This window comes from Streptomyces sp. NBC_01176 (assembly GCF_045039825.1).
Lineage (GTDB): Bacteria > Actinomycetota > Actinomycetes > Streptomycetales > Streptomycetaceae > Streptomyces.
The window spans coordinates 7481790-7498431 of sequence record NZ_CP108600.1 but is presented as its reverse complement, the minus strand read 5'-3'; the positions used below and the strand labels follow the sequence as shown (position 1 = coordinate 7498431).

Below are 16642 nucleotides of genomic sequence, written 5' to 3'. Positions count from 1 at the left end.
ACCGGGGTCAACGGTGCGACGCGTACTCCACGACCTGCTGGTACGTCGGCCGGTTCTGCCAGGTGATCCTGCCGTGCTTGATGCCGCCGAGCGCCCGCTGGACGATCGAGTCGGCGCACCACTGGTCACCCGCCGAGCACTGGTCGTCGCCGGGGTAGACCTGGGCGGCGGTCAGGCCCGCGGCCGTCTTGAGCGTGCTGATCAGGATGTCCCGGCAGGCGCTCAGGCTGCCGCCGCCGCAGTACTTCTGCGCCGGCCCGCCCTGCACCGACTGGCCCAGCACCGCCCTGATGTCCTTGTCGACATAGCTCCACCAGCCGTACTGGAAGGAACTGCCCGCGTGCGCGCCGGTCGGGCCGTGCGCCGCCGACGGTGATTCGTCGACGGGCAGGTTGGCGGTGAAGGCGGTGTACAGGTCGGTGCCGAGGCCGGGTGCGAACTCGGCCTTGACCATCAGCGGCCACCAGGCGTCCAGGATGCGGATCGCGTCGGCGTCGGCGTAGGTCTTCGAGCCGGCCGAGGTCTCCTTGCGTCTGGCTCCGGCCGTCACCCAGTCGGACAGCTTGGTCACCGCCGCCGCGGCCGTGGTGTCCGTGACCGGCGAGCTCCTGACGACCTGCAGCAGCTTCGGCAGCACGTCCTCGGCCCGCAGGTCGGCGAGCGCCGCGTCGGCCATCGCCCGGGTCAGCGCGGACCTGGTCACCCCGCCCGCGGCGACCAGCTTCTTCACCCGGTCCTCCAGGAGGTTGCCGCGGTGCACGGAGCCGTCGCCCCAGGGCGCCGTGGTGTAGTCCTTGGCCTGCTTGTTGTTCCAGGAGATGTAGTAGTCCTGGTCCACGGAGTTGGGGTGGGCGGACGGCGGGGTGTACGCGGCGGTGTTCGTGGCCGGGTCCCAGTTCCGCCACTCGTACGCGGCCTGCGCCCAGACCGGGAACTCGGCGTCCACGCCGCTCGCCCGCACCGGGTTGTCGCCGCTGTTGTAGTACGCGGTGTGCGCGGAGTCGGCGTAGAACCAGTTGAAGGTGTAGTTGATGTGCTGCACCGCGCTCTGGAAGGTCCCCGGGCTCTTCACGTAGTCCGGGTCGTTGAGCATCTGGAAGCCGATGATCGAGTCGGCCTCGTGCATGTAGGAGGAGCGCAGGGTGGTGTAGGCGACCTTCTTGCCGCCGACCGTCGCGCGGTACTCCACGGGACCGTACTTGGTCCGGTAGACCTGCATGCGGTACGAACCCGCCGCCGTGCTGTCGGCCGTGGTCGGCTTCCAGGAGTTGGTCCGCTCGACCTTGTCCATGGCGGTGCAGGTGCCGTGGTACAGGTAGTGGTAGTCGTCCTGGCACAGCTCGACGGCGTAGGTGTCGATGATGTCCTGGCCGGACGTCGTCGCGCTCCACGAGTAGTCCTGGCCGCGGCCGAGCTCGACGTACATGCTCAGTCCCGCGAAGGAGGCGCCGCGTGCGCTGAGGCCCGGGCCCTGGATCTCCTGGAGCATGAGGAGTTGTGGCGCGAAGTAGCCGGTCTGCGGGCCGAAGACGGCGATCGGGTGGCCGCTGGCGGTGGCCTTGCCGCTCACCACGAGGGCGTTGGACATCCCGCGTCTGGCCGAGCTGAGACTGGTCGCGGCCGCCGCGGCCGAGGTACCGGTGGCCTTGGCGGTGGCGGCGCTGCCGGTGCGGTCGTAGACCAGCGGCTCCTGGGCCACCGTACCCGCGTCGGGCAGCGCCTCGCCCTGCGCGGTGTCGGGCTTGGTGGCGTACGGGAAGCTCTCGCCGTTGTGGACGGTGAGCACGGCCTCGGGGTCGTTGCGTTCGCGGAAGGACTCCCAGACCTTGGTGCCTTCGGTCACACCGTACTGGGACTGGGCGGCGAGCAGCGAGAGCGCGTTGTTGACCTCGCCGCCGCCTCCGGAACCGAAGAGCGCGCCGATCACGGAGGCCAGCGCGACCAGGTCGGTGAGTTTGAAGTGGTCGATCGTGCCGGCGTTGGTGATGGCGTCCTTGTGGCCGGTCAGGACGTACTCGCCGGGGAAGTAGCGGCCGCTGTCGGAGGCGTCGATGTAGGCGTTGATGCCGTCGATGTAGGCGTTGGCGTCCGCGAGGGCCTGGGTGCCGCGGGCTCCGGCGTTGGCGGTGGCGCTGTCGATCTGCGTCTGCAGATCCGCCTCGGTGTAGGGCGCGTTGCGCCAGAACTCCTGCTCGAGGCCCTGGTTGGAGGGGGCGCCGCCCGCGAAGGAGGTCAGCTGACCCCGGCCGACGTGCCGGAAGACGTCCATCAGCCACAGCCGGTCCTGGGCCGCCGCATATCCGGCGCCGTACTCGGTGCCATAGCGGGTAGTACCAGTGATGTGGGGCACTCCGGACTTCTTGTCGCGCACGATCGTCACGTCCGTGCGGCCGCCCGGCTTGGTGGTCGAGGCGACCTGGTCGGACGCGACGCCGAAGGACGCGTCGTTGAAGAAGGTGTTGATCTTGTCGTCGGTGAGCGTGGAGTAGCCCGCGGCGAGGTTGCTGTAGGGGCCGAGCTGGTCCTCGGCGTGGTCGGGCTGGGTACCGAAGACCTGGTTGAGGAGGATCTGGGCGAGGGTCGCGTTGCCGTTCTCCCCGGGCGGGAGGATGTCGGAACACTGACCGCCGCAGTAGTCGTTCGCGGCGGATGCGGCCGTGCCGCCCGCGGCGGCGGCCTGGGTCAACGGGGACAGCAGGCCGGCGACCAGGACGCAGATGGACGCGGCCTTCAGGAACCTTGGGAATCTGCGGGGAGTTCTCAGTCTGTCGAGGGTGGTACGTGGGGTGCACCGTGGCATGGCAGCTCCTCCCGACGGGGTGGGCCGGACGTTACCGCCGGTATCCCCGAGTGGGAAGATGAACATGCGTCAACTTTTAACGATCACAGGGCAGTTGAGGAGCGGAAGGCCGTACGGGACTCCCCGGTCCGCCGCCCTCGGGGATCACCGGGCCGCGGGAATCCCCCGGGGCCCCGGCATCCCGGCTCACAGCCGTTTCCACAGGTGAGGACCGCGAAGGGGGGTAGGCCGGGGGAGTTCGGCCGGTGACTTGTGGCACTCGTCGGAAATCTGAGGGAGCCGAATCGCGTGTCGATACGTCTACTCGGCGACGTCCTTAGGACGACGACGCCGAAGTGACCGAAGTACAGGTGCAGGTGTGACGGAGGTGCAGGGCGATGGCCGGTTTCCGGAGTCTGGCGAGACAGGTGCGAGATCCGAGGAGTGATCTGGCACTGCGGCGCTATTCACTGCGCAAGTGCCTTGAGCGGTTCGCCCCATACGGGCATCGGGCGACCTGGGACCATCTGTGTTCCCGGGCCGGTTTCGGCCCCGAGGACCGGTCTCCCGACCCGGCGCGGCTCGTGGCCGCACTGGAGGAACTGGAGGAGGCCCGCTCCGTCTGGCTCGCCTACGAGGTCGAGTTCGCCGAGCGTCGCAAGAAGGAGAAGCACGACGGGCTGCGCCGCCCGGGCAGCGTGGACGACTGGCACCGGCTGACCTGGGGCGGGTTCGGTGTCGCGTGGTGCGACGACCCCAGGATCCATCCCCGTGAGCCCATGGCCGAGGTGTTGCGCCGGCTGATCGCCGCGCTGGAGCGGGAGCCCGGGGCGGTCTGCCCGGTGTGCACCGGGGAGCGCCTCGCGTGGAAGTACGACCTGGCCCACGAACCGTCCTCGGGTCCGGTCTGCAAGGGCTGCGGGATTGTCGTGCCGCGGCCCGTCCTGACGCCCGAGGCCGTGGCGGAGGCGCGACGCGGACGACTGCTCGTCTCGGCGTAGGCGCTCCGCTGGGTTGAGCGGTGGGGTGCGGTTGGTTTGTGGCGAGTTGTCCTGGTTCGGTGTGCTGGGGTGAGTGGCGGGGCGTGGGGGCTGCGGGTCAGTTGTTCGCCGCGGGTTGTCGGTGGCCGGGCGCGCAGTCCCCGCGGTTCGTCGAGTGGCGGGGTACGAGGGCAGCGGGACCGTCACTCGCCGCGGGGCGCCCGGGGCCGAGCGCGCGGTTCCCCGCGCCCCTCACAACAGGGCCCTGCCCCCGGGGTGACCACGTGGCCACGGGGGTGGCCGGGTGGCAGGATCAGGGGTGTGATGCAGGTTTGTCTGAACGGGGCGCGGGGGGCCGGTGACGGTGTCGGCGTGCCGTTGTCCCCCGGGGCGTCGGCCGAGTCCGCGGCCGGGGCGGTCGGGGCCGGGGCCTCGGACGTCCATGTTCACCCCAAGACCCCCTGCGGGCAGGACACCCTGTCGGCGAGGGCGGTCGCGGCGGTCCTCGACGCGATCCGGGCCCGGGTCGACGTCCCGGTCGGTGTGACGACCGGCGCGTGGGCCGAGCCCGGTCCCACCGCCCGCGTGGAGCGGGTCCGGTCCTGGACGGTGCTGCCCGACCACGCCTCGGTCAACTGGCACGAACCGGGCGCCGAGGAGCTGGCGGCGGCCCTTCTCGACCGCGGGATCGGTGTGGAGGCGGGCATCTGGTCCGGCACCGACGGCGCCACCCGCTTCACCGCGTCGCCGCTCGGACCGCGCGTGCTGCGGGTACTGGCCGAGGTGACCGACCCCTCCCCGCGGACGGCCGATCGCTCCGCCCTGGCCCTCCTCGCCGGCCTCGGCACCGCGCACGGCGTCCCCGTCCTCCTGCACGGCGAGGAGGGCGGCACGTGGCCGGTGCTGCGGCTCGCGGGCCGGCTGGGGCTGGCGACCCGGATCGGACTGGAGGACACCCTCGTCCTGCCGGACGGTGAGCGGGCGTTGTCCAACGCGCAGTTGGTGGCCGAGGGGCTGGTCCAGCACGAGGCCGCCCGGCACCCGGCGTAGCACGGGCCGGGGGCTCCGGCACGGGCGGCGGGCCCAGCAGGCCGCACCGCGGTCCCGGTGTGCGCCTGCGTACGTCGCGGAAGCCGACGGTAACAGCCGTAAATCCGCTCGCTCCACTCCTTTGCGGTCCGGACAGTTGGGGGCGACGAAACCCGGCCGAGAAGCCCGCGGAACCCGAGGAGAAACCGATGTCGACGCTGCGCGTCACCGCCGAAGTACTGACCGTCCACGAGCACCCGAACGCCGACGCGCTCGAGCTGGCCCAGGTGGGCCTGTACCGGGCCGTCGTCGCCAAGGGCGCCTACCGCACCGGCGAGACCGCGCTCTACATCCCGGAGCAGTCCGTGCTCCCGCCCGCGCTGATCGAGGAGCTGGGTCTGACCGGACGGCTCGCGGGCAGCGCGTCGGACCGGGTCAGGGCCGTACGACTGCGCGGAGAGCTGTCGCAGGGAATCGTCTGCCGCCCCAAAGCGCTGGCGGACGTCGACCTGGAGCGTGCCGCCGCGGACGGCACCGACTTCGCCGAGACGCTCGGCATCGTCAAATGGGTGCCCCCGATCCCGCCCACCATGAACGGCGAGATCGAGTCCGCGCCCGGACTGCTGCCCTGGGTCGACATCGAGAACATCCAGCGGTACCCGGACATCTTCGCGCCGGGCGAGCCCGTCGTACTGACGGAGAAGCTGCACGGCTCGGCCTGCCTGGTGACCCACCTCGCGGACGAGGGGCGCGCGCACGTCTCCTCCAAGGGCTTCGGCGCCAAGTCGCTGGCGCTCAAGGAGGATCCGCGCAATCTGTACTGGCGCGCGGTGCACGGCCACGGGGTCGCGGGCGCCGCGGCCCGGCTCGCCGAGCGGCTCGGCGCACGCCGGGTCGGTATCTTCGGCGAGGTGTACGGGGCGGGCGTACAGGACCTCTCCTACGGCGCCGACGGCCGCCGCGAGACCCTCGGCTACGCCGTGTTCGACGTGTCCGCGGAGATCGACGGTGAGGTCCGCTGGCTGGACGCGGCGGCGCTGCTGGAGGGCGAACTGCCCCTGGTGCCACGGCTGTACGAGGGCCCGTACGCCATCGACCGCGTACTGGAGGCCGCCTCGGGCCGGGAGACGGTCTCCGGCCGCGGACTGCATCTGCGCGAAGGCGTGGTCATCCGGCCCGCGACCGAGCGGTACAGCCCGGTGACGGGCGGCCGGGCCATCGCGAAGGCGGTCAGCCCCGCGTATCTGACCCGCAAGGGCGGCACGGAGTACGAGTGAGCGGGGCGGCGGCGCCCGCGGGTCCCGGGACCCCGGACCGTGTCCCTCACCTTCCCGTCGGCCTGGTGGGGGGCGGCGTCCGGCTCGGCCGGGAGCGCCGGGGTCAGCGGCAGTCCTCGGACTCTCTGCGCCCCTCCGGCGCCGGCCGTGGCCCCGCGCCGCGCTCGACCATGAGCCGGGAACCGGTCCGGCGCTCGCCGAAGACGTCGTCCGGGTTGGAGAGCACGCAGTTGTCCAGGGACAGACACCCGCAGCCGATGCAGTCGGTCAGATGGTCCCTCAGCCTGCTCAACTGCTTGATGCGCTCGTCGAGTTCGCCACGCCACGCCTCGGAGAGCCGGGCCCAGTCCGCGCGCGTCGGGGTGCGCTCCTCGGGGAGCTCGGCGAGGGCCTCACGGATGGTGGCCAGCGGGATGCCGACCCGCTGGGCGGCGCGGACGAAGGCGACCCGGCGCAGCGCGTCCCGGTGGTAGCGGCGCTGGTTCCCGGTGGTGCGGCGACTGCTGATCAGGCCCTTGGACTCGTAGAAGTGCAGGGCGGACACAGCGGCGCCGCTGCGGGCCGACAGCTGGCCGACGGTCAGCTCGTGGATCTTCTCAGGGATCTGGGGCACCCCTCCAACCCTACCGACTTCGTCACCCGCCCGGTCCGTTGACATGCGCCCCGCACCCGACCATGCTAAGCAGTCGCTTAGACATGGAGATATGGGAGGTCAGCGAGATGGCAGAGCCTAGGACGTTCGCGACGGTCGACGAACTGCGTGCCGCCGTGGGCGAGCAGTTGGGGTACAGCGACTGGGTCGAGATCGAGCAGAAGCGGATCGACCTCTTCGCGGAGGCGACCGGCGACCACCAGTGGATCCACGTCGACCCCGAGCGGGCCGCGTCGGGCCCCTTCGGCACGACGATCGCGCACGGCTATCTCACCCTGTCCCTGCTCCCGCTCTTCGGCCCGCAGCTGATCAGCGTCGAGGGCGTGCAGATGGGGGTCAACTACGGTACGAACAAGGTCCGTTTCCCCGCCCCCGTACCGGTCGGCTCACGGCTGCGCGCCACCGCGAGGATCACCGGTGTCGACGACGTGCCCGGCGGTGTCCAGGTGTCCGTGGCCTTCACCGTGGAGCGCGAGGGCGGCGACAAGCCGGTGTGCGTCGCCGAGTCGGTGTCGCGCTACTACGTCTGAGGGGTCGCGCCAGCACGTCTGAACGGCGCCGGCCGCGGGACCCGCACCGGGGCCACCCTCGGACCTACTCCTTGGACCCCACCATGCGCAGCACGAGGTCGGCGTAGAGCCCGCCGACCTCGTCGGGCGTGCGGGGGCCGTCGACGTTGAACCAGCGGGCCACGTCGATGCAGAGCGAGAGCACCGCGAGCGTGGTGCCCGGGACGTCCGGCACGTCGAAGTCCCCGGCCGCGACGCCGTCCTCGATGATCCCGCGCACGGCGGCGTCGGTCTGCCGCCGCAGCGCGATGATCTCGGCACGGGCCTCGGGGCCGAGCGCGTCGAGCTCGTACTGCACCACCCGCGCGGTGGTGTGCTGCCCGGCGTGCCACCGTACGAAGGAGCGCACGGCGTCGGTGAGCCGCTCGGCGGCGGCGCCCTCGCCGTCCGCCGCGCTGCGCACGATGGCGAGGGCCTTGTCGTGCCCGATCCGGCTGATCCGGTGGAGCAGTTCTTCCTTGGTCTTGTAGTGGATGTAGAGCGCGGCCGGGCTCATGCCGGCCCGCCCGGCGATGTCCCGGGTCGTCGTCGCGTGGTACCCGCGCTCGGCGAAGGCCTCCACGGCGGCGATGAGCAGCCGCCGGGCCGCGTCCGGGGTGACCTCGGCCCACGGCTGCATCTCGCCGTCGACCGTCTCCTGCGCCGCACTCATCGCTGGTTCGCCCCTTCCACTGACAGGACGAACACCATACCTCCGATACTGAGCGAGCGCTTAGCACGCCCGCTCAGGGCGGCCCGTCTCGTACTCAGAGCTTTTCGAACGGACTGTACGAACGGTGCGCGAGCTGTGCCTCCTGCCGGTCCCGGATCACCTTGGCCAGCGTGAAGCACGAGGTCACCAGATAGAGGACGGCGACGCCCAGGAAGGCACGCACCCAGGTGTCGGCCTCCAGCTTGAAGATGCCGATGGTGGTCGCGACCATGGCGACCGCGAAGGAGGCGACCGCCTGGCCGTAGAAGGCGGCGGTGGACTGCTGCTTGACGGATGTGTCAGTCATGCGGACCAGACTCGGCCGATACGGGCCGGGCCGCATCCGCTCCCGTACTCACCCGCGTACTCAGAAGGCCGAAACCCCGGTCAGCGCACGTCCGATGACCAGCTTCTGTATCTGGCTGGTGCCCTCGTAGAGAGTCATCACCCGGGCGTCGCGCAGCAGTTTGCCCGCCGGGTACTCGTCGATGTAGCCGTAGCCGCCGAAGACCTGGAGCGCGTTGTTCGCGGCGCGCACGGCCGCCTCCGAGGCGAAGAGCTTGGCCTTGGAGGACTCGGTGGCGAACGGCAGCCCGCGGTCGACGAGGTCGGCGACCCGCCAGGTCAGCAGGCGCGCCGCGTCCACGTCCACGGCGATGTCACTGATCAGCTCCTGGACGAGCTGGTGGTGGGCGATGGTCTTGCCGAACTGTTCCCGCTGGGTCGCGTACGTCACGGCGGCGTCCAGCGCGGCCTGGGCGATGCCGACGCAGCCGGCGGCCACCGACATCCGCCCCTTGGCCAGGGCGGACATGGCCACGGAGAACCCCTTGCCCTCCGGCGCCAGCATGGCGCTCGCGGGGACACGGACGTCCTCGAGGACGAGTTCGGCGGTGGCCTGGCCGCGCAGCCCGAGCTTGCCGTGGACGGTGTGGCGGGTCAGTCCCGGTGTGTCCGTCGGTACCAGGAAGGCGGAGATGCCACGGTGGCCGGGCTCGTCGGTCGACCGGGCGAACAGCAGCACCACATCGGCCCATGTCCCGTTGGTGATGAACATCTTGGTGCCGTTGATGACGTAGTCGTCGCCGTCCCGTACGGCCCTGGTCGTCAGATGGCCCGCGTCCGAGCCGGTGCCGGGCTCGGTGAGGCCGAAGCAGCCCACCTGGGTGCCGGAGGTCAGCCCCGGCAGCCACTGCCGCTTCTGCTCCTCGCTCCCCCAGTGCGCGATCGTCTTGGCGACCAGGCCGAGCGAGACGGAGACGATGCCGCGCACGGACGAGTCCCCGCGCCCCAGCTCCTCCGTCACCAGGCAGTACGCGAGATGGTCGCCGCCGCTGCCGCCGTACTCCTCGTCGACGGTGAGGCCGAGGAAACCGACCTCGCCGAGCTTCTTGACGAGGGACCGGTCGACTTCCTCCGCCCGGTCCCACTCCACCACGTGGGGGGCGATCTCACGGTCCACGAAGTCCTTGGCGAGCTGCCGGACGGCGGTCTGCTCCTCGCTGAGCTCCAGGTTCATGACGGAACACCCCACGTGAAAGCCGTACATCCGAAAATGTAAATTAGCACTGCTAGTTTAAGTGTGCAGCCCTACTATGTGCGCCATGGCCCGACCGCGCAAGCCCCTCCTCAGCACCGACCGGATCGTCGAGACGGCACGGGCCCTGGTGGACGCCGAGGGCCTGGCGACCCTCTCCACGCGCCGGCTCGCCGCCGAACTGGGAGTGAGCGGACCCTCCCTCTACAACCACTTCCGCACCAAGGACCAGATCCTGGAGGCGGTCGCGGACTCCGTGAGCGCACAGGTCGATCTCTCCATGTTCGAGGACGGGCGGGACTGGCGCACCGCGCTGCACGACTGGGCCGTCTCCTACCGGGCCGCCCTGCGCGACCACCCGAACATCGTCCCGGTCCTCGCGCGCGGCCCCGGCCGCCGGCCCGCCGGTCTGCGTCTGGCCGACGCGGTCTTCGGCGCGATGGTCGGCGCCGGCTGGCCGCCTGCGCAGGCCACCTCCATCGGCGCCCTGATGCGGTACTTCATCATGGGCTCCGCCCTCGGCTCGTTCGCCGGCGGCTTCGTCGACGACGAGGCCGCGTACGACCCCGCCGACTACCCCCACCTGGGGCAGGCCCATCTGCTCGCCGAGCAGCAGGAGAAGATCGACGAGCGGGCGTTCGAGGTGGGACTCACGGCGCTGCTGGACGGGTTGGTGCAGCAGTTCCAGCGGGTGACCGGGACGGAGTGACCGGACCACCCGGTGGCCGGGCCATGCAGTGGCCGGACTCGGAGACGGAGTGCCCGGACGGGGGCCCGCGGGTGTTCCCTCCCCCATGCTTCGGCCGGCGCCGAAGTGTTCCTGGCGCATCCTGGGCGTATGACCAGACGGAAGGATCCGGTCGCGCCCGGTCTGGCGGCGCTGGCCGGGATGATCGCCGACGAGACCCGCGCCGTCCTCCTGCTCGCGCTGCTCGACGGCCGCGCCTGGACCGCCGGTGAGCTGGCCCGGCACGCCGAGGTCGCGCCGTCGACGGCCAGCGAACACCTCGGCAGACTGGTCGCGGGCGGCCTGCTCACCGAGGAGCGGCAGGGCCGCCACCGCTACGTACGCCTGGCCGACAGCCGGGTCGCCCAGCTGGTGGAGGACCTGGCCGCCCAGGTCGCCCCCGGCGCCGCCGAGCGTCCCCGCTCCCTGCGGGCGGCCGGCGCGGGTTCCGCGATGGCCCGCGGACGCACCTGCTACGACCATCTCGCCGGGCGGCTCGGTATCGCCCTCACCGACGCCCTCACCCAGCGCGGACTGCTGCGCCAGGACACCGGCTTCGCCCTCACCGACGCGGGCCTGCGCTGGTTCGACACGACCGGCATCGCCCTGAACCGCACCGGCCGCCGCCCCCTCAGCCGCGCCTGCCTCGACTGGACCGAGCGCCGCCCCCACCTCGCCGGCACCGCGGGCGCGGCCCTGTGCCGCCACGCCCTGGACGCCCGCTGGTGCGTACGCATCGGATCGGAGCGGGCCGTCAAGGTCACCCCGGAGGGGGAGCACGCCTTCGCGGAACTCCTGGGCGTCGAGGCGACGGCGCTCCGCTGAGGGACCCCGCCGCACCGACGCCCGCCCCCTCACCACGGCGTCCGTAATCCGCCGGTCCCGCGCCCCCGCCCGCACCTAGCCTCAGGAGCATGATGAACGCCTCCTCACCCGCTCCCGCCCGCCGCACGGAGGTGCTCGCCGCGGGCGCTGCGTCGGTCACCGTCGTGCTGTGGGCCTCCGCCTTCGTATCGATCCGCAGCGCGGGCGCGGCGTACTCCCCGGGGGCGTTGGCGCTCGGCCGGCTGCTGGCGGGCGCCGTGGCCCTGGGCACGATCTGTCTGCTGCGCCGCGAGGGTCTGCCCCCGCGGGAGGCCTGGCGCGGGATCGCGTTGTCCGGCCTGCTCTGGTTCGGCCTCTACATGGTCGTCCTGAACTGGGGTGAGCAGCAGGTGGACGCCGGTACGGCGGCGCTGGTCGTGAACACCGGACCGATCCTGATCGCGCTGCTCGGCTCCCGGCTGCTGGGGGACCCGATGCCGCCGCGGCTGCTCGCGGGGATGGCGGTGTCCTTCACGGGCGCGCTCGCGGTGGGGCTGTCGATGTCCGGCAGGGGCGGTTCCTCGGTCCTCGGGGTGGTCCTGTGTCTGCTCGCGGCGGTCGGCTACGCGGCGGGCGTCGTCGCCCAGAAGCCTGCCCTCGGCCGGGCGAGCGCCCTCCAGGTCACCACGTTCGGGTGTCTCGTGGGCGCCGTCGCCTGTCTGCCGTTCGCGGGACAGCTGGTCCACGAGGTGGCGGACGCACCCGGCTCCGCCACCCTCAACGTGATCTACCTGGGTGTCTTCCCGACCGCACTGGCCTTCACGACCTGGGCGTACGCCCTGGCCCGGACCACCGCGAGCCGGATGGGGGCGACCACGTACGCGGTCCCCGCACTGGTCGTCGCGATGTCCTGGCTCTTCCTCGACGAGGTCCCGGGGGCGCTGACCCTGGCGGGCGGCGCCCTGTGCCTGGCCGGAGTCGCGGTGTCGCGGTCCCGGACGGGGGTCACCGGTCCGGCGCGCGCGACGGCCTCGCCCCGGCCGTCGGAGCGCGCCTGACAAAAAGCCTGCCGAGAAGGGGAGGCCCGGGGGGGGCAGACCCCCCCGCTCCCCCGGGGGTCCCACCGGCTAGAACACCACCACCGCCCGTCCGCCCTTCCCGGCCACCATGTTCTCGAACGCGCCCGGGATCCCCTCCAGCCCGATCCGCTCGGTGACCAGCATCGCCAGGTCCAGCCGGCCCGCCCGTACGTGCTCGGCGAGCACCGGGAGATCGCGCGCCGGGTCGCAGTTGCCGTACACACAGCCGGCCAGGGTCCTGCCCCAGTGGAAGATCTCCAGTGCGTTGAAGGTGACCTGCTGGTCCTTGCCGCCGATGCCGACGACCGTGGTGCGGCCGCCGCGGCGGGTGGAGTCCCAGGCGGCGCGGATGGTCACGGCGCGACCGACGCACTCGACGGCCACGTCGACGCCCTGTTTGCCGGTGAGGGCACGGATCTCACGGGCGGTGGTCTCGGAGGCGACGACGTAGTCCGTGGCGCCCGCGGCACGGGCCAGTGACTCCTTCTCGGGGGAGACGTCGACGGCGACGATCTTCGAGGCGCCCGCGATCCTGGCGGCCTGGAGCGCCGCGAGACCCACCCCGCCGACCCCGAACACGGCGACGGTCTCGCCGGGCTGGACCCCGGCGGAGTGGTGGACGGCGCCGTATCCGGTGAGGACGGCGCAGCCGAGCAGAGCGGCGTCGGTGAGCGGAATGCCGTCCGGAGCGGGGAGCACGCATCCGGCGGCCACCACCGTCTCCTCGGCGAACGCGGCCACGTTCAGGCCGGGGTGGAGGTCGCTCCCGTCGGACGCGCGCCGTGCGTACACGTTCCCCGCTCCGGTCAGCGCGTTGGCGCACAGCCACACCTCCCCCAACGTGCAGGCGTGGCAACTCCCGCAGGAGGGAGCCCAGTTGAGGACCACCGGAGCACCGGAGGCGATGCCCGTCACGCCCTCGCCCACGGCGACGACAGTCCCGGCTCCCTCGTGGCCGAGGACGGCGGGAACGGGAACCCGCATGGTGCCGTCGGACAGCGAGAGGTCGGAGTGACAGACCCCGGCGGCGGCCAGCCGGACGCGGACCTGGCCCGGGCCCGGCGCGGGGAGGTCGATCTCGGCGATCTCCAGAGGAGCGCCCACGGCGGGAAGGACGGCAGCGCGAACCATGTGCGTGCTCCTGGGGTCTAGAACTGGAGGGACTTCGTCTGGAGGTACTCGGACAGGCCGTGCGTGCCCAGCTCGCGTCCGACTCCGGACTGCTTGTACCCACCGAACGGGGCGCGGGGGTTGAAGCGTCCGCCGTTGATGTCGACCTGTCCGGTGTCGAGCCGTCGCGCGAACGCCACCGCCTCGGCCTCCTCGCCGGCCCAGACGGCCCCGGCGAGCCCGTAGACCGTGCCGTTGGCGATCCGGACGGCGTCCTCCTCGTCCTCGTAGCGCAGGATCGACAGCACCGGTCCGAAGATCTCCTCCTGGGCGATCGTCATCCCGGGCTCGACATCGGCGAAGACGGTCGGGCTGACGAAGTACCCCTGGGGGCGCGGCGCTTCGGGGCCACCCGCGACCAGCCGAGCGCCCTCGGCGACACCCTTCTCGATGTAACTCCGCACCCGGGCCTGCTGCTTGGCGTTGACCACCGGGCCGATGCGGTCGCCGTACTTCACCGCCGCCGCGGCGGCGAGCTCCACGGCCTCCTCGTACCGCGAGCCGTGCACCAGCATGCGGGTCCAGGCGCTGCACGTCTGGCCGGAGTTGGACATCACGTTCGCGACACCGACGTTGACCGCCTTCGCGAGGTCCGCGCTCGGCAGGATCACGTTGGCCGACTTGCCGCCGAGTTCCAGCGCGACCCGTTTGACGGCGGCGCCGGCCGCGGCGCCGATCCGCCGGCCGACGGCCGTGGAGCCGGTGAAGGAGACCAGGTCCACGTCCGGGTGCTCGGCGAGGGCCTGGCCGGCCACCGGACCGAGGCCGGTGACGAGGTTGAAGACACCGGCCGGCACGCCCGCCTCCGCGACCGCCTCCGCGAAGAGCTGGGCGGTCAGCGGGGTGTCCTCGGCGGGCTTCAGGACGATCGCGCAACCGGCGGCGAGCGCCGGGGCGACCTTGGCGACGATCTGGTGGAGCGGATAGTTCCAGGGCGTGATCGCGCCGACCACCCCGACGGGCTCCTGGTGCACGACCGAGTTGCCGACCCGCTCCTCGAAGGCGTACGTGGCGGCGAGTTCGGCGTAGGAGCCCGCGACCAGGATCGGTACGCCCGCGTGGACCGCCTGCGAGAACGCGAGCGGCGAGCCGAGCTCCGCCGTGACGGTCTCGGCGATCTCGTCCTTGCGGGCGTCGAGCACGTCACGCAGGGCGGCCAGCCGCGCGGCGCGCTCGGCGGGCGGGGTCGCGGCCCAGGCCGGGAAGGCGGCGCGGGCGGCCCGTACCGCGGCGTCGACGTCCTCGGCGGCGCCCGCCGGGACCCGGCCCACCACCTGCTCGTCGACCGGGTTCACCACCTCGATGGTGTCGGTGCCGGCGGCGGGGCGCCAGGCACCGTCGATGTACATGCCGTCATGTGCCTTCATCGTGTTCCTCCCGGGCGGGGCCGCGTCGGTCCGGACCCTAAACTAGCGATGATAGTTTTGTGGCGCCAGGGGGATCGGGGGGCGCGTGCGGCCCGGACGTCCCCGGGGTCTCAGAAGTCCGCCCGGGTGGGCGCGTCGAGGCGGGCCACGGACTCCTGCCCGAACGTCCTCTCGTACGCCGTCCGGATCCGCTCGACCCCGGCGTCCCGCGCACGGGCCTGCGCCGCCGGATACAGCAGGATCAGCTCGTACGACCGCTCACGCTCGATGACGCCGTGCGCGTCACGATACTGGCCGCGGCCGTCCCGCACGGTGAGCCCCTCGGGGAAGGCCGGCGTCACCTCACGGTCGACGAAGGCCATGAACTGCGGGTCGGTCACGGCCGGTCCGCCGCCGGGCCGCTCGGTGCCGAACAGCAGCCGGGTCTCGACGTAAGTCCTCGCGGTGGCCGGGGCCTTCGGGCCCGCGTCGTCGAACAGGGCGTACGCGGCCGGGGCGTCGGCGGCGAGCAGGGCGGTGGCGGTGGCGGCGCCCACCCGGGCGCGGATGCCGAGCGGCACCATGCACGCATGCTGGCCACCTCACTCGTCCAGGTCGGGCAGCCGCGCCGGGGCGGGACAGATGCGTTCGCCGTGCTGGTCGAAGACGAACAGGTGGGCGAGGTCGACGAGGAGGGGGACCTGGAGGCCGTGCCGGAGTTCGAAGTCGGGGGTGGTACGGACGACGAGGTCACCGGGCAGCCGCCCCTCCGGCGGGGCCTCGTCGGCGCGGGCGGGTTCCGTGTCGCCCGGGTGCTCCAGGACGACCGCGGGCCCGGCCCGCAGGCCGGCCGCCCGCTCCCGGAAGCGGCCCAGGACGGAGCCCGCACGGCGCCGCCGGCGGACCGGACGGACCGGACGCGGCGCTTCCAGCTCCGGTACGAAGGCGGGCCGCGAGCCGGTGTTGAAGTGGACGAGCACCTCGTGCCCCTGGAACTCCACATGCTCGACCAGACCGCTGATCGCCACCTCGCCGGGCCTGGCCTCCGACGGTCTGGCGATGCGGACCCCCTCGGAGCGCAGGCCGACGATGACCTCCCTGCCCTGCTGCACCCGGAGCAACTGGTGGTCGAGACAGAGGGGTTCGGGCAGCCGGAGGTACTGCCGGCCGAGGCTGATCGTCATGGCGCCGTCGAGCGGTGCCCGGACGAGCCCGCGCAGCAGGTTGATGCGGGGCGTGCCGATGAAGGCGGCGACGAAGACGTTCGCGGGCAGTGCGTAGACCGTGCGGGGCGTGCCCAGTTGCTGGAGCACGCCGCCGCGCAGGACGGCGACCCGGTCGCCGAGCGAGAGCGCCTCGGCCTGGTCGTGGGTGACGTACACCGTGGTGACGCCCAGTTTTCTGGTGAGGGAGGCGATCTCGGCGCGCAGGTGGTTGCGGAGCTTTGCGTCGAGGTTGGACAGCGGCTCGTCCATCAGGAAGGCGGAGGGGTGCCGGGCGATGGCGCGGCCCATCGCGACGCGTTGGCGTTCGCCTCCCGACAGCTGGTTGGGGAAGCGGTCGAGGAGGTCCTCGATGCCGAGCATCCGGGCGGTGGCGTCGACGCGCGGGCGGGGGTCCTCGCCGGGCGTCTCGATGCGCAGCGGGAAGCCGATGTTGTCGCGGCTGGTCATGCTCGGGTAGAGGGCGAAGTTCTGGAAGACCATCGCCATGTCCCGTTCGGCCGGCGGCAGATCGTTCGCGAACTCGCCGTCCAGGCGCACCTCGCCCTCGTTCGGGTCCTCCAGCCCGGCGATCATCCTCAGCACGGTCGACTTTCCGCAGCCGGAGGGTCCGAGCAGGACCAGGAACTCTCCGGGCCTGATGTCGAGCGAGAGCCGCTCCACGACGCGGACACCGCGCGCGTACGACTTGCTGACCTGGTGCAGGGAGATGGCGCGTGTCATGAAGGGTGCCCCCGGGGGCTCACAGGGCGCTGGTGCTCCGCGGTCGGACGTCCCGG

16 protein-coding genes are annotated in these 16642 nt (G+C 72.2%); 7 read left to right on the top strand and 9 right to left on the bottom strand.

Features of this window, described 5'->3' with window-relative positions:
• Positions 1-7: 7 nt before the first annotated feature.
• Positions 8-2800 (bottom strand): penicillin acylase family protein, encoded by a 2793-nt coding sequence (locus OG199_RS32510; RefSeq protein ID WP_405832471.1) that lies wholly within the window; start codon positions 2798-2800, stop codon positions 8-10.
• Between the two features lie 377 nt (positions 2801-3177).
• Between OG199_RS32510 and OG199_RS32505 the strand changes: the two genes are divergently transcribed.
• The 3 genes from OG199_RS32505 to OG199_RS32495 all read left to right on the top strand — a co-directional run bounded on the left by OG199_RS32505 (position 3178) and on the right by OG199_RS32495 (position 6065).
• The gene (locus tag OG199_RS32505; protein ID WP_356807483.1) at positions 3178-3780 is read left to right on the top strand and encodes a hypothetical protein; all 603 of its coding nucleotides are present in this window, start codon (positions 3178-3180) and stop codon (positions 3778-3780) included.
• Between the two features lie 300 nt (positions 3781-4080).
• Positions 4081-4809: a 3-keto-5-aminohexanoate cleavage protein gene (locus tag OG199_RS32500; protein WP_405832468.1), complete on the top strand. Its 729-nt coding sequence runs from the start codon at positions 4081-4083 to the stop codon at positions 4807-4809.
• Between the two features lie 188 nt (positions 4810-4997).
• A complete protein-coding gene (locus tag OG199_RS32495) occupies positions 4998-6065 on the top strand; it encodes an RNA ligase (ATP) (protein ID WP_401802924.1) in 1068 nt (355 codons plus the stop codon).
• Between the two features lie 103 nt (positions 6066-6168).
• Here the strand turns inward: OG199_RS32495 and soxR are convergent, their stop codons facing one another.
• On the bottom strand, positions 6169-6678 hold the full coding sequence (gene soxR, locus OG199_RS32490) for a redox-sensitive transcriptional activator SoxR (protein WP_356807488.1): 510 nt from the start codon (positions 6676-6678) through the stop codon (positions 6169-6171).
• A gap of 107 nt (positions 6679-6785) precedes the next feature.
• Here soxR and OG199_RS32485 point away from each other — a divergent pair, with 107 nt between their 5' ends.
• Entirely contained in the window at positions 6786-7247 is a 462-nt protein-coding gene (locus OG199_RS32485; RefSeq protein WP_356807494.1) for a MaoC family dehydratase, read from the top strand.
• Between the two features lie 64 nt (positions 7248-7311).
• On the opposite strand, the gene OG199_RS32480 is transcribed toward OG199_RS32485, so the two are convergent.
• The 3 genes from OG199_RS32480 to OG199_RS32470 form a co-directional block, all read right to left on the bottom strand.
• A complete protein-coding gene (locus OG199_RS32480; RefSeq protein ID WP_356807490.1) occupies positions 7312-7938 on the bottom strand; it encodes a TetR/AcrR family transcriptional regulator in 627 nt (208 codons plus the stop codon).
• Between the two features lie 94 nt (positions 7939-8032).
• A complete protein-coding gene (locus tag OG199_RS32475) occupies positions 8033-8284 on the bottom strand; it encodes a YiaA/YiaB family inner membrane protein (RefSeq protein ID WP_356807492.1) in 252 nt (83 codons plus the stop codon).
• Between the two features lie 60 nt (positions 8285-8344).
• Positions 8345-9496 (bottom strand): acyl-CoA dehydrogenase family protein, encoded by a 1152-nt coding sequence (locus OG199_RS32470; RefSeq protein WP_266697962.1) that lies wholly within the window; start codon positions 9494-9496, stop codon positions 8345-8347.
• Positions 9497-9581: 85 nt separating this feature from the next.
• Between OG199_RS32470 and OG199_RS32465 the strand changes: the two genes are divergently transcribed.
• The 3 genes from OG199_RS32465 (at position 9582) to OG199_RS32455 (ending at position 12103) form a co-directional block, all read left to right on the top strand.
• Positions 9582-10223 carry a TetR/AcrR family transcriptional regulator gene (locus OG199_RS32465; protein ID WP_356803543.1) on the top strand — a complete coding sequence of 214 codons (642 nt, stop codon included), beginning with the start codon at positions 9582-9584 and terminating at the stop codon, positions 10221-10223.
• A 129-nt stretch (positions 10224-10352) separates the two neighbouring features.
• Entirely contained in the window at positions 10353-11066 is a 714-nt protein-coding gene (locus OG199_RS32460) for an ArsR/SmtB family transcription factor (protein ID WP_405832463.1), read from the top strand.
• 89 nt (positions 11067-11155) lie between these two features.
• Positions 11156-12103 carry a DMT family transporter gene (locus OG199_RS32455; protein WP_405832461.1) on the top strand — a complete coding sequence of 316 codons (948 nt, stop codon included), beginning with the start codon at positions 11156-11158 and terminating at the stop codon, positions 12101-12103.
• A 69-nt stretch (positions 12104-12172) separates the two neighbouring features.
• Here OG199_RS32455 and OG199_RS32450 read toward each other — a convergent pair whose 3' ends face one another.
• The 4 genes from OG199_RS32450 to OG199_RS32435 form a co-directional block, all read right to left on the bottom strand.
• A complete protein-coding gene (locus OG199_RS32450) occupies positions 12173-13255 on the bottom strand; it encodes a Zn-dependent alcohol dehydrogenase (protein ID WP_356803538.1) in 1083 nt (360 codons plus the stop codon).
• A 17-nt stretch (positions 13256-13272) separates the two neighbouring features.
• Positions 13273-14661 (bottom strand): aldehyde dehydrogenase family protein, encoded by a 1389-nt coding sequence (locus OG199_RS32445; RefSeq protein ID WP_405832459.1) that lies wholly within the window; start codon positions 14659-14661, stop codon positions 13273-13275.
• A gap of 110 nt (positions 14662-14771) precedes the next feature.
• Entirely contained in the window at positions 14772-15224 is a 453-nt protein-coding gene (locus tag OG199_RS32440; RefSeq protein WP_405832457.1) for a DUF3574 domain-containing protein, read from the bottom strand.
• Between the two features lie 18 nt (positions 15225-15242).
• Positions 15243-16586, bottom strand: coding sequence for an ABC transporter ATP-binding protein (locus OG199_RS32435; RefSeq protein ID WP_356803535.1), 1344 nt, complete (start codon positions 16584-16586; stop codon positions 15243-15245).
• Positions 16587-16642 lie beyond the last annotated feature (56 nt).